The sequence below is a fragment of the Intrasporangium sp. genome, from assembly GCF_032907665.1.
Lineage (GTDB): Bacteria > Actinomycetota > Actinomycetes > Actinomycetales > Dermatophilaceae > Intrasporangium.
Map to the genome: position 1 here is coordinate 7983 of NZ_JAJJPG010000108.1, position 4102 is coordinate 12084.

The window sequence follows — 4102 nt, forward strand, 5'->3', positions numbered from 1 at the left end:
CCCGGCATTTGGGGCCACTCGACGCTGAGGGCGGGGGCGCGTGCGAGGCAACCCAGCGGCATACGAGCTGGGTTGCCGTGTGCTCTCAGGAGGTCCAGGCCCGCCAGAGCGCGGCGTACTCCCCGTCCTGCCCGACGAGCTCGTCGTGGCTGCCGAGCTCGACGATCCGGCCGTCCATGACCACCGCGATCCGTTCCGCATCGTGCGCCGTGTGAAGACGGTGGGCGATGGCCACGACGGTGCGGCCGGTGAGCAGCGCGTTCATCGAGCCCTCGAGGTGCCGGGCCGTGCGGGGATCAATGAGCGATGTCGCCTCGTCGAGGACGATGGTGTGCGGATCGGCGAGGATGAGCCGGGCCAGCGCGATCTGCTGTGCGCGCCCCGGAGTCAGCTGGGTGTGTCCCGAGCCGAGCTTGGTCTCCAGCCCGTCGGGCAGACGCTCCACCCACTCCCACGCGTCCACCGCACGCAGTGCCTCGACGACGGCCTCGTCGGAGGCGTCCTCCCGGGCGAGCACGACGTTGTCACGGACCGATCCGATGAAGACGTGGTGCTCCTGCGTGACGAGCGCGACCTCGGTGCGCAGGACGTCGAGCGGCAGGGAGGTGAGGCTGACGCCGCCGACCTCGACCGATCCGGTGCGGGGTCCGTGGATCCCCGCGAGGAGGCGGCCGAGCGTGGACTTGCCGGACCCACTCGGGCCGACCATGGCCAGCCGCTCCCCCGGCCGCAGCGCGAGGTCGATGCCGTGGAGGACGTCGTGGTCGGCCCGGTAGGCGTAACGCAGGTCCCGGCCGACGAGGTCCGGCCCGGCCGGCAGCTCGGAACCCGCCTCGCGGTCGGGCGGCACCGTGGCGATCCCGAGCAGCCGCGCCGTCGAGGCCACCCCGACCTGCACCCGGTCGACCGTGTGCACGAGGATCTCGAACGGGCGCCAGATCGCCTCCGTGTAGAGGATCGCCGTCGTGATCTGGCCGAGCGTGGCCCACCCTTGCAGGTAGCCGATCGCGCCGACGAGCAGGACGAGCACCCGGGGAAGGCTGAAGGCGAGGTCCATGACGACGAAGAGCAGGTTGCGCAGCGTCAGGGTGTATCGCTCGGCCTGGCCGGAGACCTCGATGTCGTCGTCGCCACGACGCAGGCGCTTCGAGCCGAGACCGAGGGCCTCGACGGTGCGCACCCCCTCGACGGTCTCGGTCAGCGTCGTGTTGATCCGGGAGTACGTGCCACCCTCGGTCAGGTAGCCCTTGGGCGCGCGCGTGAGGTAGCGGCGAATCTGGAGCATGGCCAGCGCCATGAGGACGAAGGACGGCAGCGACAGGATCACCGAGTTGCCGAGCATCGCGACGAGGGTGAGCACGACGGTGGTCCCGGCGATGATCGCCTGGGGCAGCGCCCATCGCACCGACTCACTCATCGTCCCGACGTCTCGGGTGACCCGGGTGACGAGGTCGCCGGATCCAGCCGACTCGACGCGCGACAGGGGCAGCTTGAGGATGGCGCGGACGACGTACTCGCGTGCCGAGGCGAGCACACCCTGACCGAGGACTGCCGAGCTGACCTGCGCAGCGAACGTCAGCGCGGCCTGGATGACGACGATTCCCGCGACGAGCAGCGCCATCGAGTTGGCTGCCGCGAGCGCCGCCTCCTGACGACCGGCCTGCACGTCGGCGACGGTCGAGTCGACGAGCCCCCCGAGCAGCCGGGGCACGAGCAGCCCGGCACCGGCAGCGAGGGCGTTGGCCACGACGACAGCCGCGACCGTCAGCCTCCGCTCGGCGAGCAGGTCTCCGATGAACCTGAGGACGCGACGGCTCTCGGCGACGGGCAGCCCCTTGCGCGAGCTCATCTGCTCGGCGACGAACTCGTGCGCTCGACGCTCCCGCAACAGGTGCCGCCGGCGGAGCGCGGCAACCCGCTCCTGGACGGAGGCGGTCTGCGGAGGGCGCAGGTCCTCCGGGACGACCGGCACCTGTGGCGGGCCCTCCCAGGTCCGCGCCGACTCGGCCGCGAGGTCGGGGGGCAGGGGCGAGACGTCGGCGACGACGTGTGTCATGGTGCCTCCTCCTCGCTGAAGTGGGTGACGAGGTGCTGGGTCCGCGGGTCGCCGTGGTGGTCGACGTCGTGGTGGTCGTCGTCGTGGTCGGGGTGGCTGGTCGGCTGGACCTCGCCACGCACGACGACGGAGCGGTATGCCGCTGAGCTCGCCAGCAGGTCGACGTGCCGTCCGCGCGTGGTGGCCCTGCCCTCCTCGAGCAGGATGACGTCGTCCGCGTGGTGGAGCAGGAGCGGTGACGCCGTCATGACGATGGTGGTCCGGCCTTCGCGGTGCGGTCCGAGCCGCTCAGCGATCCGGGCCTCGGTGTGGGCATCGACGGCGGAGGTGGGCTCGACGAGGACGAGCACCTCCGGGTCCGCCGCCAGAGCGCGCATGAGGACGAGTCGCTGGCGCTGCCCACCCGACAGTCCGCGTCCGCGCTCCTCGAGCTCACCCTGCCAGCCGCCCGGCAGCGCGTCGAAGACGTCGTCGGCCGCGGCCGTGTGCAGCGCCAGCTCGGCCTGTGCGCGCGAGAGGCGCCCGAGGGGGTCGACGGCATCCCGGAGCGTGCCGGCGAAGACCTGGGGTGAGGTGTCGCTGACGAGGATGTGGCGACGGACCTCGTCGAGGGGCACGGAGCCGAGGTCGACGCCTCCGACCGTGACGCCCCACGCCTGTCGGGCGCGCTCCTCGTCGCGCCGGGCCTGCTCCTCGCGCCGCTGGGCCCGTCGAGAACGCTCGCGCCTCGCCGCCTTGCCCTTGAGCTCCTCAGGGATCTCGTCGCTGACGAGCGTGCCTTCGTCGGCCGGGAGGTAGCGGCCCAGCCGGTCGGCCAGCGCCGCCGCGTCGTCGGGCACCGCGGAGACGACCATGGTGAGCCGGCCGGGCGCGAAGGTCGCTCCGGAGGCCTCGTCGACGATGGGCGCCCCAGGCTGGAGCGCCCGAGCGTGGTCGGGCTCGACCCAGGGCGGACGCTGACCGAGCACCGCGATGGCCTTGCGGGCCGAGACCACCGCCCGGATCCACTTCTGGGCGAACTCGACGAAGGTGCGCATCGGTTGGAGCAGGAAGAGCCCGTAGCCGAGGAAGCTGACGAACTGCCCGACGGTGAGCCGGCCCTGAGCGACCTCCCTCGTGCCGAGCCACATGAGGGCAACGACGAAGGCACCGGAGAGCAGCACCCCGACCGCCTCGACCGAGCCGAGCCACTTGCCGGCCATGACGCCGGAGTGCCTGACCCGCTGCGACTGGCCGGCATAGTTGCTGCCGAAGGTCTCCTCGCCGCCGATGCCCCGGAGGATGCGCAGGCCGGCGACGATGTCAGTCGCCATCGAGGTCAGCTCGGAGTTGCGGGAGCGCTCGATGCCCTGCCAGCGCTGCATCGGCCGCAGCAGCGGTGTGCCGAGCACGACGAGCAGCGGAGCGGACAGCAGGACGAGCAGACCCATCCGGACCGAGGTCGACAGGACGATCGCGGCAACGGCGAGATAGGCGATCAGCTGCGAGAACGCGCGTGTCGTGATCTCCATGAGCGCGCCGAACTGGTCGCCGTCGCTGCCCGAGACCGACAGGACCTCGCCGGTCGGGGTGCGCCGGGTGAGGACGTGGCCGAGCTGGAGTGCCTTGCGGGTGACGAGCTTGGTCGTGCCGTAGAGGGCGATGAGCCACTCGCGGACGATGATCGTGTGGTAGACGACTCCGCTCAGGGCGCCGACGACCGTGACCGCGCCGAGGACGAGGACCCAACGCAGGGTCGCCCCCGTGTCCCCGGTGACGATGCCGGCGTCGATCGCCCGCCCGACCATCCACGGTCCCAGCGTCTGGGGAACCATCCACACGAGGGCGATGAGCAGCCCGGCCCAGAAGAGCGTGCCCTGCTGGCGGACCATCCAGCGCAGGAAGGCTCGCGGGCTGCGCGTATCGGGCTCGTCACTGGTCGTCGCGCGCTCGGTGAAGGCCCGGACGTCGGGCGGGAAGTCTCGCATGATCCTTCAACCCTAGGTCCCGCCGGGGACGCGCCCCCACCGGTTTTCCCCGCGCACCCCTTCCTTCGCGCCCGTCCCC

2 protein-coding genes are annotated in these 4102 nt (G+C 71.9%); both read right to left on the reverse strand.

Annotated features, from left to right (window positions below; all coding sequences use genetic code 11):
- Positions 1-85: 85 nt before the first annotated feature.
- Positions 86-2056, reverse strand: a complete 1971-nt coding sequence (locus LOY02_RS14555) for an ABC transporter ATP-binding protein (RefSeq protein ID WP_317183083.1) — start codon at positions 2054-2056, stop codon at positions 86-88.
- The gene (locus LOY02_RS14560) at positions 2053-4023 is read right to left on the reverse strand and encodes an ABC transporter ATP-binding protein (RefSeq protein WP_317183084.1); all 1971 of its coding nucleotides are present in this window, start codon (positions 4021-4023) and stop codon (positions 2053-2055) included. The genes LOY02_RS14555 and LOY02_RS14560 overlap by 4 nt, the downstream gene beginning before the upstream one ends.
- Between the last annotated feature and the right edge of the window lie 79 nt (positions 4024-4102).